Annotated in this window: 17 protein-coding genes; 2 read left to right on the forward strand and 15 right to left on the reverse strand. The window is 45.1% G+C overall.

Translation table 11 applies throughout. The annotated features are described in order from the left end of the window. Window positions 1–17 precede the first annotated feature (17 nt). From KTH90_RS19690 to KTH90_RS19730, 9 genes are all read right to left on the reverse strand, one after another. Window positions 18–551 (reverse strand): Holliday junction resolvase RecU, encoded by a 534-nt coding sequence (locus KTH90_RS19690; protein WP_158354931.1) that lies wholly within the window; start codon window positions 549–551, stop codon window positions 18–20. A gap of 12 nt (window positions 552–563) precedes the next feature. After that, window positions 564–1,118, reverse strand: a complete 555-nt coding sequence (gene lepB, locus KTH90_RS19695) for a signal peptidase I (RefSeq protein WP_158354929.1) — start codon at window positions 1,116–1,118, stop codon at window positions 564–566. A gap of 199 nt (window positions 1,119–1,317) precedes the next feature. Next, complete coding sequence (locus tag KTH90_RS19700; RefSeq protein WP_158354927.1) at window positions 1,318–1,956, reverse strand: cytidylate kinase-like family protein; 639 nt, start codon at window positions 1,954–1,956, stop codon at window positions 1,318–1,320. A 148-nt stretch (window positions 1,957–2,104) separates the two neighbouring features. Further along, entirely contained in the window at window positions 2,105–3,022 is a 918-nt protein-coding gene (locus KTH90_RS19705) for an RluA family pseudouridine synthase (protein ID WP_158354926.1), read from the reverse strand. After that, a complete protein-coding gene (gene lspA, locus KTH90_RS19710; RefSeq protein ID WP_238727310.1) occupies window positions 3,009–3,563 on the reverse strand; it encodes a signal peptidase II in 555 nt (184 codons plus the stop codon). Before lspA ends, KTH90_RS19705 begins: the two co-directional genes overlap by 14 nt. After that, the gene (gene aroB / locus KTH90_RS19715) at window positions 3,556–4,665 is read right to left on the reverse strand and encodes a 3-dehydroquinate synthase (RefSeq protein WP_158354923.1); all 1,110 of its coding nucleotides are present in this window, start codon (window positions 4,663–4,665) and stop codon (window positions 3,556–3,558) included. Before aroB ends, lspA begins: the two co-directional genes overlap by 8 nt. A 286-nt stretch (window positions 4,666–4,951) precedes the next feature. Then, window positions 4,952–5,479 carry a cell division protein SepF gene (locus KTH90_RS19720; protein ID WP_158354921.1) on the reverse strand — a complete coding sequence of 176 codons (528 nt, stop codon included), beginning with the start codon at window positions 5,477–5,479 and terminating at the stop codon, window positions 4,952–4,954. A gap of 73 nt (window positions 5,480–5,552) precedes the next feature. Continuing rightward, a complete protein-coding gene (locus KTH90_RS19725) occupies window positions 5,553–6,257 on the reverse strand; it encodes a YggS family pyridoxal phosphate-dependent enzyme (protein WP_158354919.1) in 705 nt (234 codons plus the stop codon). Window positions 6,258–6,303: 46 nt separating this feature from the next. Continuing rightward, on the reverse strand, window positions 6,304–7,695 hold the full coding sequence (locus KTH90_RS19730) for an HlyD family efflux transporter periplasmic adaptor subunit (RefSeq protein WP_158354917.1): 1,392 nt from the start codon (window positions 7,693–7,695) through the stop codon (window positions 6,304–6,306). Between the two features lie 118 nt (window positions 7,696–7,813). On the opposite strand from KTH90_RS19730, the gene KTH90_RS19735 reads away from it, so the two are divergent. After that, entirely contained in the window at window positions 7,814–8,035 is a 222-nt protein-coding gene (locus KTH90_RS19735; protein WP_158344360.1) for a DUF378 domain-containing protein, read from the forward strand. Between the two features lie 124 nt (window positions 8,036–8,159). On the opposite strand, the gene KTH90_RS19740 is transcribed toward KTH90_RS19735, so the two are convergent. Next, window positions 8,160–8,780: an HAD family hydrolase gene (locus tag KTH90_RS19740; RefSeq protein ID WP_158354915.1), complete on the reverse strand. Its 621-nt coding sequence runs from the start codon at window positions 8,778–8,780 to the stop codon at window positions 8,160–8,162. Window positions 8,781–8,946: 166 nt separating this feature from the next. Between KTH90_RS19740 and KTH90_RS19745 the strand changes: the two genes are divergently transcribed. Beyond that, entirely contained in the window at window positions 8,947–9,534 is a 588-nt protein-coding gene (locus KTH90_RS19745) for a DUF1349 domain-containing protein (protein ID WP_158354913.1), read from the forward strand. A 152-nt stretch (window positions 9,535–9,686) separates the two neighbouring features. On the opposite strand, the gene KTH90_RS19750 is transcribed toward KTH90_RS19745, so the two are convergent. From KTH90_RS19750 to minE, 5 genes are all read right to left on the reverse strand, one after another. After that, the gene (locus KTH90_RS19750) at window positions 9,687–10,106 is read right to left on the reverse strand and encodes a twitching motility protein PilT (protein WP_158354911.1); all 420 of its coding nucleotides are present in this window, start codon (window positions 10,104–10,106) and stop codon (window positions 9,687–9,689) included. A gap of 103 nt (window positions 10,107–10,209) precedes the next feature. Then, entirely contained in the window at window positions 10,210–11,187 is a 978-nt protein-coding gene (locus KTH90_RS19755; protein WP_158354909.1) for a D-alanyl-D-alanine carboxypeptidase family protein, read from the reverse strand. Beyond that, entirely contained in the window at window positions 11,171–11,566 is a 396-nt protein-coding gene (locus tag KTH90_RS19760; protein ID WP_158344356.1) for a methylglyoxal synthase, read from the reverse strand. The genes KTH90_RS19755 and KTH90_RS19760 overlap by 17 nt, the downstream gene beginning before the upstream one ends. Window positions 11,567–11,584: 18 nt before the next feature. Further along, a complete protein-coding gene (locus KTH90_RS19765; RefSeq protein ID WP_158354907.1) occupies window positions 11,585–12,688 on the reverse strand; it encodes an FtsW/RodA/SpoVE family cell cycle protein in 1,104 nt (367 codons plus the stop codon). Between the two features lie 11 nt (window positions 12,689–12,699). After that, complete coding sequence (gene minE / locus KTH90_RS19770; RefSeq protein WP_158354905.1) at window positions 12,700–12,975, reverse strand: cell division topological specificity factor MinE; 276 nt, start codon at window positions 12,973–12,975, stop codon at window positions 12,700–12,702. Window positions 12,976–12,991: the final 16 nt, after the last annotated feature.

A 12,991-nucleotide genomic window follows, 5' to 3' on the forward strand; every position in this document is an offset into this window, starting at 1 on the left:
AAACAATCCGCATACTGTCAATCCCTTTGATCCAGATCTTTCTGCAGCGTTTCCAGATACGGAACCATCACGCCATTTCCCGGATGTATCTCGAACCCCTGTTCCAGCTCCTCCATGCGAAAGCTCTTGCGTCCCCCGTTTTCAGCCCTGCTCCAGAACTTCTGCAGCTGCCGGAAGGTAAGATAATAAAATAAGTTATCAGAAGTATAAAAAAGAAGGAGAAATGCGATTCCTCCCTGATGTTCAAACTCTTCCATAAATTGCATCTGATGCGCATGGATATTCTGAAGCGGAAATGTCTGTGTCGTACACTCTTTTGCGTCAAAACAGACCGGTATCCCCTGAATAGCCCCGATATAATCCACCGTACTTTTCTGTTCAAAATACGCCAGGGTAATATGCCTGTTATCCTTATCAATCTTAATCGGGGTGATAGGGGTCGGGACCTTCTGAATCAAAGCCAGCCCCTTCTCCCTGTATATATCATTGGTCCGGTTAATCAGCTCCTCCAGGGTAGATCCCCTTAAGCCTCTTGAATTCCAGGTAGCCATATCATCCCTCCGTCAATGCAGCATTTGAAAGCCCGGATAATATTTAAAATATGCTTTCCCGATCAGCTCATCCTCAGTCACATAAGTATGATTCCAGAATCTCGAATCATGGGAATCATTCCGGTTATCTCCCATCATAAAATAACAGCCATCCGGTACGGTAAAGGTACCAAAAGACCCGTAAGGGGGCTCTTTCAGATAAGGTTCATCCAAAGGGGTATCGCTGCCGTTGATATAGACTTTTCCGTCCAGGATCTCAATGGAATCACCCGGAAGCCCAATCACTCTTTTCACAAAGTTCTGAGTTTCGTCATCGGGAAACTTAAATACTACAATATCCCCCCGTTCCGGCCCTTTGAACCAATAAGATACTCTCAGGCCCATAATATGGTCTCCTGCCTTGATTGTATTCTCCATCGATTTGGTAGGGACTTCCGCATTGACCAGAATAAACGCGTTCAAAAACAATGCCAGCGCCACTGCGAACACGATAACTCCAACCCAGCTTAAGATCTCCCTCCCTATACTTACTTCTCTGTTTTCAGTTTCTCTATTGTCTTTTGCCATGTATGAACAGCCTCCGTTACTTGATAAAGCGCAAGCGCACTTCCCAACTATTATAACACCACTTTCATAAAATTACCAATAGATTTGACATTGGGCTAATACCTGGAAAGCCTGAGGGATTCCATGCAAAATGGAACCGCCCGTCAGCTGCAAAAGCTGACCGGCGGTTCCATAATTTATTTGAAATCTTTGCTCCTCGCTATAGTTTGGGGTCTGGAGTGGATTCTTTGATTTCTACGAATTCGAGAATCATTTTGACCGCTCCGTCAATACCCAGGATTCCGCTGTCGATACCCAGGTTGTATCCGGTAGCCTCGCCCCATTTTTTACTGGAATAGTAGTTATAATAGCTGGCTCTCTTTTTGTCGGTCTTATGGATGATGTCTTTCGCCTTCGCATCCGTCAGATCATAGATTCTCGCAATACGACGGACTCTCGCCTGTATGTCCGCGTGAACAAATACACTTACCATATTCGGATAGTCCGCCAGTGCGTAATCCGCACAGCGGCCAACTAATACACAGGGACCTTCGTCTGCGATTTTTTTAATGGCATCGAATTGAGCCAGAAATACCTTATGGTTGATGGGCATATCTGAGAATGCCGCGGAAGAATATCCCAAGGAATACGTATCCATAACCAGGGAATATAAGAAGCTGTTGGTGGGCTTTTCGTCATGATTTTCAAATAATTCTTCACAGATCCCACTCTCTTTGGCTGCTACTGCCAGCAATTCTTTATCGTAACATTTGACTCCGAGCTTTTCCGCTACTTTTCTTCCAATCTCACGGCCACCGCTGCCGTACTGCCTTCCGATCGTAATTATAGTATTACCCATACTATTCACTCTCCTTTTGGGCTTCGGCATCTTCTTTCCCGAAGGATGTCTGATTACCAATGTTAAAGCCGCTCCTTGTTGTATATTTATTATAACCTAATCAATGTGAAATGTAAAATATTTTTAAGGAGCGGAAGCGGGCGGAGGATCAGGGGCTTCTTAGGATAGTTAACAGATCGGTGAAGTAAGGGGGGAGCGGAGCGGTAAATTCCATATACTCCCCGGTGACAGGATGGATAAACCCAAGGACCATAGCGTGCAGGGTTTGGCCATGCAGACCTTTTACGGGGCATTTGGAGGGGCCGTAAACTTCATCTCCTAATAGCGGATGGCCGATGCTGGCCATGTGGACACGGATCTGATGGGTTCTGCCAGTCTCCAGTTCGCATTCCATGTAAGTGAAGTTGCGCAGAGGCTCCAGAATGTGATAATGAGTGACCGCTTCTTTTCCGTTTTTGGGATTGACTGCCATTTTTTTGCGGTCGATGGGATGACGCCCGATCGGGGCGTTTACAATCCCATCTTCTTTCAGGACGCCATGCACAATGGCACGGTAGCGCCGGGTGATGGAATGGCTCTTGAGCTGGCTGGCCAGGCTGCTGTGGGCATTGTCGTTCTTGCAGACGACCAGGACGCCGGTGGTGTCACGGTCGATCCGGTGGACAATGCCGGGGCGGGTGATTCCGTTGATGCCGGACAATTGGCCTTTACAGTGGAACATAAGGGCGTTAACCAGAGTACCCCCGGAATGACCGGCCGCCGGGTGCACCACCATGCCCTTGGGTTTGTTAACCAGGATCAGGTCACTGTCCTCATACAGGATGTCCAGCGGAATGTCCTCCGGCTGGATGTCCGGTTCTGCAAGGTCGGGCACCAGGACTTCTATTTTGTCTTCAGCCGCAGTCTTACTGCTGGGGCGGGCCGTCTGGCCGTTGATGGTGATTTGCCCGTCTTTTAGCAATTTTTGCAGATAAGAACGAGAGAAATCTCCCATCATGGATGAGAGATATTTGTCTATTCGCTGGCCGGACTGTGGATCAGACACCTGGAATTCATATTTGGTCATTGTCTTTCTTGGACTCCTTTTGGGATCGGTATTTCTTAGGTATCAGGTTCTCAAAGTCTCCGTCTTTGTAGTAGAACAGATAGAGGAGAATCAGCATGACTGCGGATAGGGTTACATAGCAGTCAGCCACATTGAAAATCGGGAAATTGATTAGTTCAAAGTAGAAAAAATCAACTACAAAGTTTCTGGTCAGCCGGTCTATCAGATTCCCCAGGGCACCCGCTAACAGGAAGCAAAGAACAATGCGCAGGATCCGGAATCTCCGCTGACAGGGAAGGCGGTAGTAGGCGTAGCCGAACACGCTGACGATGATCACCGCCATAACGGCGAAGAGCCATTGGTGGCCCTGCATCATGCCAAACGCCGCGCCTCTGTTTTCCAGGTACTGCAGGCTGAATACCCCGTCGATGAGCGGGTAAGAACCATCTTTTAAATGGCGTACTGCCAGCAGTTTCGTCCACTGGTCCAAAAGAATCAGGACAATCATACCGATCATTCCACATATACAGCTGTTACGTTTCATCTTCTTTTCGCTAGTCATTTAGGTCCTCACTTTTTACAGATATATAATCTATGGCTTCTTTCATTTCCTGTTCCGTTACGGTTTTGTCTATTACAGCTTTTCCGATCCCTTTGAGCAGGATAAATTTCACCTGGCCGCCGGACATCTTCTTGTCGGATCTGCTGGTATCGATGATATCTTCTGTATTCAGGCCGGTTAAGGATATGGGGAGACCAAAGCCTACGAACATATCGCGGATCTCGAAGAATTCTTCCTCTGAGAGACTGCCCCGCTGCCAGGAGATATAGGCGGCGGCTACGCAGCCCAAAGCGACGCATTCTCCGTGAAGCATGGTGAAGTCTTTTAATTTTTCTATGGCGTGGCCTATGGTGTGACCGAAATTTAACAGGGCACGGTCTCCCTGTTCCGTCGGATCTTTTTCTACTACCGCTCTCTTTATTTTGCAGCTTTCAGATACCAGGTGCTGCAGTACTTCCGGCTCCTTTTCCTCGATTTCGTAAAGGTTACCCAGGATCCACTCATAATAGGAAGCGTTCCGAATCAGGCCATGTTTGAGTACTTCTCCCATCCCCGAGGCAAACTGCCGGTCGTCCAGAGTATCCAGTGTGTGTAAGTTGATATAGACCAGCTTCGGCATATGAAAAGCACCCACCATGTTTTTATAGCAGTCAAAGTCCACACCTGTCTTTCCACCGATGCTGGAATCCACCTGGGACAGCAATGTGGTCGGAATCTGGATAAAGCCCACTCCACGCAGATAGGTAGCGGCGGCAAATCCGGTTAAATCCCCCACCACACCGCCTCCGAGAGCGATGAGGATGTCTTTTCTCTCGAAATGATTCCGGATCAGATGCTCATAGAGTTTCTGCACGGTGGCCAGCGTCTTGCTGGCTTCTCCTGCCTCAAATACGAACTCGGTTACAGACTCCTCGATAGGAATCAGATACTCTTTCAGCTGATCTGCATAGAGAGGGGCCACATGGCTGTCGGTGACTACACATACTTTTTTCCGGATTATACCGGTTTCCTTAAGCGCAGCCGGCAGCGCCTGAAAATCCTGTTCCAATATGATATCATAACACTTGTTTCCATCTTTTTTTACCGGTAATCTCTCGGCCATTTTTTCCTCCTGTACGCTTTTACTGCGCCATAAATACTGCGAAAGCAGGTTCACGGAACCTTTTTTCCGTATGTAACGCAAAAGTAGGGATGAACCTCTTTTTGTTCAACCTTATCACTCCAAAAGAAAGAGCATCAGGAGTAAAAGCTTCTTACTGACGCTCTGCACAAGCATAGCCGCCGAACCATCCCATCACTTCGGATGTAATCTCCCGTCCTGGCTATGTAAAATATGTAGTTGATATCTCTTAGTTAATCTCTTGTTTTGCTTTTCCTTTCCAGCTGCTTTAGAAATCTGTCTGGATAGCCGGCACATCAAACGCACCATTTAAAATATCCTGAAGATCACCGGAAATATCCACGCTGGACGGAGTTACAATGAAAATGAAACTGGAGATCTTTTGCAGATTTCCGTTGATGGCAAAACAGGATCCTGAGGTAAAATCAATAATCCGCTGTGCCAGCTCCATATCCAGCCCCTCCATATTCAGTACCACTGTCCTTTCAGACAAAAGGGTCTCCGTAATCTCTCTGGTGTCCTCAAAGGAAGTAGGCTTAATCACACAGACTTCCATTCCGCTTCCTGTCCTCCTTGGCTGACGCATCGGGGTTACCTTATTGCTTGCCTGCTGCTTTATGGGTTTTACCTTTGCCGGCTTGTCTTCCATAAAATCGTCATCATCGTCTATATCGGTTTTCTTAAATTTTCTTTTCTTTGGTGTATCGTCAAAATCTTCATCATCGAAGAAATCGTCATCAAAATCGTCATCATCATTTAGCTTCATAGCATCCAAAAACTTGTCCAAAACGCCCATGACTAACTCTCCTATCTATATACTATTCGTTCCCATGCGGTAATAAACCGCACGCATACCCGAAGGGTATGTATTACCGGTTGCCAGGAATGGTATAATTTCTGGCACCAAAAATACCTGTGCCGACCCGTACCATCGTAGCCCCCTCTTCGATTGCTACCTCATAATCACCTGTCATTCCCATCGACAAGGCACTCATAGATACATTATCAATGTTTTTCCCTGTTATGTCAACAGATAATTTCCTTAAATTACGGAAATGAATCCGGTTATCTTCGGGGTTTTCCACAAACGGGGCAATGGTCATCAGCCCGCTGACCCGGATACCCGGAAGCTTAGCGGCGGCTTCCACCAGAGCAGGCGCAGCCTCCGGCGTGACGCCGAATTTGGAATCTTCCCCCGCCATATTTACCTCGATCAGCACCGGCACCTCCACATTCTTCTTTACCGCCAGCTCACTGATCGTCTCGGCCAGCTTCAGGGAGTCCACCGAATGGATCATGCAGACTTTGTCTACAATGTATTTTACTTTATTTCTCTGCAGGTGCCCGATCATATGCCAGTTCAGATTTCGCGGGAGAACCTCATATTTGTCCACGATTTCCTGTACTTTATTCTCTCCAAAATCTACGATTCCGGCCCCGATCGCCTCTTCCACCATAGATACCGGCTTTGTCTTACTGACTGCTATGAGTGTAACCTCTTCCCGGTTCCGTCCAGCCCTTTCACAGGCCTGGCCTATGCGTGTTTCTACTTCTGCCAGATTCTCTTTTACCATGGAATCCATCTCCTTTTTACTAATAATCTGTCCATAAGTCTGGAACCTATTGATAAATAATATCATCTTCTTTCACCGCGGAACCATCCAAAGCGATATAGTCATAAATAGACAGGCCATATTTGGTTCCCTCTTCCACAATACAATATTCCTCATTTTGATACAGGATATTGACCTGACGGAATACCGCATAGCCCTTGTTGATATTATAAACGCCTTTTAAGGTGGCTTTTTTCCCGATCTGATAGCGTTCCTGGGATTCTGGTTTAATCACATAATCCCCCAGATGAAATTCTACCGTATCCACATAGGCTTCCGTCTCAGAGACCGAATAAACCGTGGGATAAATCATTTCCATAGACGCCTGTCCGTTCTCGTCGTAGGTCTCCAGCATAAAGCCTTCCTGGCTGCTGTTCCCGCCCACCGTCAGATAATCCAGCGGTATCAAATAAAAATCCTTATCCACCAGTGAACTCGCCGGTATTTTCAGACCTTTTGTCTGATCCAGCATCAGTTCTATATTCAAATACCGTTTATCGGCATAGCGGATCATGGAATTTCTGAATTCTAATTTTCCATAGGTATTCCCATCCCTGCTGGACATACTAAACGAAGCCCAGGCCTTTGTATTATCATCCAGGAACCGGACCTGCACATACTGCATGTCCTGCATCCGGCGCACCTGTTCTTCGTCCATCTGGATCACCACAGACCAGTCCTCACCGGTAATCAGTTTGTAAGTGGGGTCACCCGGATTCACGATCTCATTGGTCCGAAGATTCGTCTTTTTATAATTTGCTTCGTTGAACATATCCGCAGTCACCACATCAGCGGTAATCTCTTCCAGCTGATCCACATTATAGACTACGACCCCAGGCTCGGACGCAGAATAAGTGTTGAACATTCCTCCGGCCTGCGAAGCGATATCACTCAGATCCGTCAGCATGGCGGTGTTCATTAATTCTATAATGTCCCCCTCCAGGCTGTATTTAAAATCATAGACGCTGGTAAAATCCGAATCATCGAAACTGTTACTGAAATTCTGGATTTCCGACTTTATGGTTTTCAGATTATCACCTGAAAGAATATTTTCTTCCTTTGCGGATTCCGCCAGAGCTGCCATGGCCTTTCCGCTTTCATCTATAGAATAGACAACTGTTCCGTTGGCTACTTTTTCCTTTTCTCTTGCGTAATAGTTGACATACCCGGACTGCTCCGCATGGACCACAGTTTCCTGGCGCAGAATGAGGCCTGTATAGGTGTTATCTTCAGCCAGACTTCCGGCTTTTACCTCATAAGGTGAGATACGTACGCGCGTGGCATACATATAGACACAAATCACTAAATAAATAAAAATCGCTGCAAATATAATAACTCCAATATTTATGTGAAAAGGCTTCCGGTACTTCGTAACCTTTTTATTCCTGCTGCCTGACAACTTATAACCTCCGATCCTTTCATCGCTTTTTCGATTATACCACTTTTTCCCTCTTTTGTGTATAACTTCTTGTAATTCGGACAATAATAGAATCAGACTGAAAAGGAGGTATGATATTATGGGTTCTAAAGGTATTGACTATACGGTTCTCACTATTGTTATCATCGGAGCAATCAACTGGGGATTAATCGGCTTCTTCGGTTTTGATCTTGTTGCTTTTCTCTTCGGGAATATGACCTGGCTATCCAGAATCGTATATGGACTCGTAGGTATCTGCGGTTTATATATGATCAGCATCTATGGTCGTGTTACTGATTTGGGCCATGCTCATAGTAACTAAGTGTTGAAGCCGTTCTAGGCATAGAAAAAGCAGGGAACCTTTCAAAGATTTTCTGCTTTTTTGTGCCGTTGGCAGGCGGCGGTTATTCGTTTTTCAATGATTTATCCGTATGACAAACTGGGAGTTAGTTGGCTAATACAATGACTTCATCCATAGAATTAAACACCAAATCTGCATTTGAACCCTCAACATTTGAACCATTCCATTTTACCAATGCGGCTGTAATTCCCGCATTTTTTGCACACAGTACATCAGTAGGCATATCCCCAATATATATACTTTCAGTTGGATTGCTTTTTGACATTTCTATAAATTTTAATAACGGTTCAGCATCAGGCTTGTGTTTTTCCGTATCTTCTTCTAATACTACGAAATCCATTATCTTATCAAAATCAAAAGAATTAAAGTACATAGCATATTCGTTTTTGCTTCGTGACGATACAGCACCTACCTGACATTTCAATGATTTAAGTTTTAGCAACATCTCTTTCGCACCAGCGAAATAGTCACTATCGCTCGCAAATACCTCATAGTTTTTCTGCCAATGATTTATAAATTCCGAATCTACGGTTGCATTCAGTTTCTGCAAACCAATATCTGTTGTAACACCAAGCACAACACGAACATCATTAATAGAAAAATCATATCCATATTCCTTTAGGGTAAATTGCCATGTTTTCAATACCGCTTGTTCAGTGTCAATTAATGTACCATCCAAATCAAAAATATAATTCTTATATTTCATACATTCCTCCACAAATTATAATTTGTCGCTGACCTCATTATACTATGACTAGTTACTTTTGGAAATAAATGAATTATAAACTTGTCGGCCATCCCCATTGCCATATCGTCACAGGAATGCTAAATTAATAGCAGGCTCAACCAAAAGCCAATTCAGGAGGTACCATATGGAATTTGATATCAAAGATATGAAATGGATTCATGAACCAAAGTCCTATGAGATCGCGGAAGACCGGATCAGGATCCAAACAGATCCGTTCACCGATTTCTGGCAGAGGACGTATTATGGCTTCCAAAATGACAATGCACCTGCCCTTTTGTATGAGACCGGCGAGCAGTATTTTTCGTTTACAGTCCGGACTGATTTCGAGAGCCAGCACAGATTTGATCAGTGCGGTATCGCAGTTTATGAGGATAGTGAAAACTGGTGTAAAGCATCCGTAGAGTATGAGAATGAACAATTTCAAAGGCTGGGGAGTGTAGTGACGAATCTGGGATATTCGGACTGGGCGACCACCGATATATCTGCAGAAGTAAAAACAGTCTGGTATCGTCTCAGCCGACGTGAAAGTGATTTTTGTATTGAGTGTTCCATGGATGGCCAAGAATACCGCCAAATGCGTATTTTCCATCTGTTCGAGGGCACAAAGAACGTGCACTTCGGTATCTATGCATGCAGCCCGGAAGCCTCTTCATTTTCAGCTTGGTTTAGTGAAATAAAGCTTTCAGACTGTAAATGGCCTGCACATCAATAAGATTCTTCCGAAGGTTTGGGCTGTGCCTCACTCATAAAAAAGGCATTCCCGTGCAGATCAATCTGCCGCAGAATGCCTTTTTTATTCTATTTTTTCTTACTTTAAATTCAAATTGTAGTTTTATGGAACTTTAAATTATTCCCTATGTATGTTTACAGGGAAACCAGGATGTTCTGTTTTACTGACTCAGGGAGTTGGTCTTCATCCAATGAGATACTTAATACAAACTTAATACCGAAGGTTTCTCCGATCTTTTCTATTTTTGCGACTACAGAAGAGATATCCTGCCCTTCCAAACGGGCGATTTTTAAGAAGCTGTCTAAATACATCTGCTCAAGATCATGATCCTGGGAAATAATCCCGCTTAAAAAACCAACAAATTCATCACTGTTTTCAATCAGATATTCTGAAACATCGATCAAACGAATCTTGTTATTTAACTCATACATGTGCTTCACACTTTTATCCAGATATACAATGTTTCCGGAAGCGGCTTTGATCTCCTGATTTACTTTATCCAAGAGATGTTTTGTCTTTCCTTTCCCCTTGTTGCCTACGATTAACTGTACCATTGCAATCTCCTCCTTGTTTCCGGGATGTTCTTGTTCGTTAAATTTACCAAAAACATCTGTTATTTATACTTAATTATAGTCTGAATGATAAAAAAATACAACCTTAATTATTAATTATACTCAACAAATTATTCATCTGTGCGTATAACGCGTCTCTGTCCTTGGCTTTTAAAATTGTGGAAATATATGGATTCCCGGAAGCGTCCTGGGCCAGCACGGTCAGACAGGACTGGGCCTTCTCCGTCGTCCCCGTTTTCCCGCCGATTACAACTACGTTTTCGGGGGCGGTGGTGTCGCCGGTGAGATAATGGTTCGTATTTTTCCAGTTTATCTCTCTGGCTGAGCCGTCAGCGGATGTTACCGTCGCTGTATATTCCTTTGTCTGCATCATATCCAGGAAGGTTTCATTTTGTGTCACTTTCTGGAAGATCAGATAGAGATCATAGACGGTGGAATAATGGTTGTCGTCATGGAGACCGCTGGCGTTTACAAAGTGGGTATCCACAGCTCCCAGTTCCCGGGCTCTCTGGTTCATCCGGTTGGCAAATTCTTCCTCGCTGCCGGCGATATGCTCCGCCACCGCTTTAGCCGCATCGTTACCGGACCACATGATCATCCCGTACAGCAGGTCCCGAAGAACGATCTGGTCCCCTGCCTTGATCCCGCTTTTCTGCGCTCCGGCTTCCAGGGTCACCGCGTTCTCACTGACGGTTACCACATCGTCCAGATTTCCCTGTTCCAGCGCGATCAGCGCAGTCATGATCTTTGTGATACTGGCCGGATATAAAACTTCATGTACATTTTTCGCGTACCGCACGTCCTGCCCGTTGATGTTGAACAGACCCGCGCTCTCTGACTGCGACATGTCGATATCCGCGTCCACATCTCCCGCTGTAACGCACAAATTCGCAGCAAAGGGATTTAACACCTCTCCTGCGTCACTTGATGCACTGGGGCCATAGGCCGGATTGTCAAAATCATAAGCATTTGTAAGCACTGCACTTTGTCCGCAGCCCGATAACAGGACTGTCATAAAAAGTGCGGCACTTACCCCTCTGATCTTTTTATTTATACATCTCACGCCACTCTAAGTCTCCTCTGTCCAGAGATTTGATCAGTAATTCCGCACTGGCCAGGTTGGTCGCCAGCGGAATATTGTGCATATCACACAGCCGCACCACATTGTTGACGTCCGGTTCGTGGGCTTTGGGCGCCAGCGGATCCCGAAGGAATATCACCAGATCGATCTGGTTATGTTCGATCTGTGCTCCCAACTGCTGCTCTCCCCCCAAATGACCCGCCAGGTACTTGTGAACGTTCAGATTCGTCACTTCTTCGATCAGACGTCCGGTTGTCCCTGTGGCATATAATTCATGTTTGCTTAAAATCCCCCGATAAGCAATGCAAAAGTTCTGCATTAGTTTCTTCTTCGAGTCATGCGCGATTAATCCGATATTCATTTACGATTCCTCCTAATGCTAATATTTCTTGGGCTGCATCCCTACATTCAGCACGATCCCCATACCGATGAACAGAGTTACCAGCGATGTCAGCCCATAACTGACAAATGGCAGCGGTATTCCCGTGTTGGGGAGCAGTCCTGTTGCTACACCGATGTTGATAAAACTCTGGAACCCGATAAATGCCCCCATACCACAGCATATCAGGGTCCCCTCCAGATCTCTGGCTTTCCTTCCCATCCAAATACATTCTAACACAATTAAAAACAATAAGATAATGATCGCACAACAACCGATAAATCCCAATTCCTCACCGGCCACCGCGAAGATAAAGTCCGTCTGCGGTTCCGCGATAAAATTACCGTTCTTGACGGATGAGATCTCATTGGTATCCAATCCCTTCCCGTATAGCTGGCCGGAACCTATGGCCATCTTGGAATTCAGCTGCTGGTATGCAATATCCGGATATTTCTCCGGCTCCAGCCAGGCCAGCACCCGCTCCTGCTGATAATCATGGAAAAACGGCTGATCCGGCTGAACAATCAGACTGAAAAAAATGATAACAAGAGGAATCACTACCGCCAGTACTCCACCTATTATTTTATAACTTAATCCGGCAACATACAAGAGGCTGCAGAAAATTAATGTAATTGCAATCGTGGTCGACAGGTTCGGCTCCTTATAAACCAGGAACAGCGGGATTCCGATCAGGATCAGGGAGGCGCCGATTAAGCGCACCGTATTGATATATTCCCGATAATCGGAAAACAGCTTGGAAAAGAACAAAATCAACAACACCTTCGCCAGCTCTGAGGGCTGAAACTGAATTCCAAAAATAAGAATCCACCTGGTAGCACCGTTTACCTCTTTACCGAATATGAGTACCGCCACAAGAAGCGCCACACACAGCAGATACATCAGCCACTGAAACTTCAGAAGGAAATGATAATCAATCAGGGAACACACGATCAGAGCGACCATACCGATCGCCATACCGAAGATCTGCTTGTCCTGTGATGATTCCTGGGCGCTGCCCACGATCAGGATTCCCATTATGGTAACCAGTATAATATAAAACAACAATCTGAAGTTATAGTTTCTAAGCTGATATTGTTTGAACATAAACGCTCCTGCTATTTATTCATTTTCTTCATGTCTTTAATCGGAATGTTTGCGTACAGTGCCGGAACACTGCCGTTGCTTCCTTCCGATTCTGTCTGGGTAATCTGAATATCCAGGCCTTCGGGGTCTATTTCCATATATTTTGTAATTACCTGGATAATATCATTTTTTATCATTTCCATTACTTCCGGTGAACAATTCGCCCGGTCGGAGATTAACAACAGTTTTAAACGATCTTTTGCAACGTCTCCTGAATTTTTCTTTTTAAATAAATCTAACAATCCCATTGTTGTATCCTCCCCC

The organism is Diplocloster modestus, from assembly GCF_019042245.1.
Lineage (GTDB): Bacteria > Bacillota > Clostridia > Lachnospirales > Lachnospiraceae > Diplocloster > Diplocloster modestus.